Source organism: Nguyenibacter vanlangensis, from assembly GCF_013376155.1.
Lineage (GTDB): Bacteria > Pseudomonadota > Alphaproteobacteria > Acetobacterales > Acetobacteraceae > Gluconacetobacter > Gluconacetobacter vanlangensis.
Genome location: NZ_JABXXP010000780.1, coordinates 1 through 1,247 on the forward strand (window position 1 = coordinate 1; position 1,247 = coordinate 1,247).

Genomic DNA, 1,247 nt, shown 5'->3' on the forward strand with positions numbered 1-1,247 from the left:
GGGCGCGGGCGGCCTGGACATCATCGGCCCGTGTATCCCTGGGCAACTGGCGCAGGGCCCTGCGCCAGGCGATGTCGGTGCCCTGCCACCAGCCGGCGACGGTGGGCAGGTCGTGCGTGGTGGTCATGGCCACCGCGTTGCGGCCCCATTTCTCCGGCGGGAGGAAGGCGCCGTCCGCGCCGCGCTGGAACCACAGCACGTTCATGCCCAGGATCGCGCGCCGCGCCGCGTACCCGCGAAAGCCGGGCGAGACGGTGCCCAGATCCTCGCCGATCACGATGGCGCCGTGGCGGGCCGATTCCAGGGCCACCAGCCGCATCAGGTCCTGGCGGGGAAAGGCGAGATAGGCGCCGTCGGTGGCCGATGCGCCCTCGGGGATGATCCAGAGCCGTTCGAGCCCCATCACATGGTCGATCCGTACCCCGCCCTGGCGCGCCAGCGTGGCGCGCAGCGTGTCGATGAAGGCGCGGTAGCCGTGCGTGCGCAGCGCGCCGGGCGAAAAGGTGGTCAGCCCCCAGTTCTGCCCCAGCGGGCCGAGCGGGTCGGGCGGGGCGCCGACCGAGGCGCCGATCAGGAAATCGTCCTGGTCCGACCAGCATTGGCTGCCGGTCGGGTCGGTGCCGACGGCCAGGTCGGCGATCAGCCCGATCCGCATGCCGGCCTGGCGGGCGGCGGCGCCAGCATGGTCCAGGCTGCGGGCGGCCAGCCATTGCAGGAAGAGGTGGAAGCCGACATCGTTCCGGCGTTCGGCGGCGATGCGCGCGACCTCGGGGTTGCCGGGATTGCGGAGGGCGGTGGGCCAGATCCGCCAGTTGCCGCCGCGCGGCCCGCGCCGCACTTGCTGGGCGTGGATGGTTTCGAACACCGCGTGCAGATGCAGCTTGCGCCCCTGGGCGGCGACGAAATCCGTCATCTCGGCCGGGGGGGCGGGGCGGATATAATCGTCATACAGGCCGCGCAGCACCTGCAGGCGCAGCGCCGAAGCCTGCGGCCAGTCGATCAGCGGCGCGTTTTCCAGCGCCAGGACGGCCGAGGGCGCGACATGCAGGCGGCGCAGCACCTGGCCGATGTCATGGGCGGTGAACCAGCAGCGCATGTCGGCCAGCAGCACGTTGAGGAACAGGCGGCTGGAGGGCGAATAGGGGCTGTACTGATCGGGGCGGGCGGTGAACATGGCGTGCACCGGGCTGACGGCCAGGGCGTCGGCCCCGGCCTGGCCGGCCTGCCGCGCCAGGTCGGCCAGGGCG

General features: G+C 72.7%; 1 protein-coding gene. It reads right to left on the bottom strand.

Annotated elements, in window-relative coordinates; translation table 11 throughout:
• A partial coding sequence (malQ, locus tag HUK84_RS18965; protein ID WP_176641607.1) for a 4-alpha-glucanotransferase occupies positions 1 to 1,247 on the bottom strand: 1,247 nt, incomplete at both ends.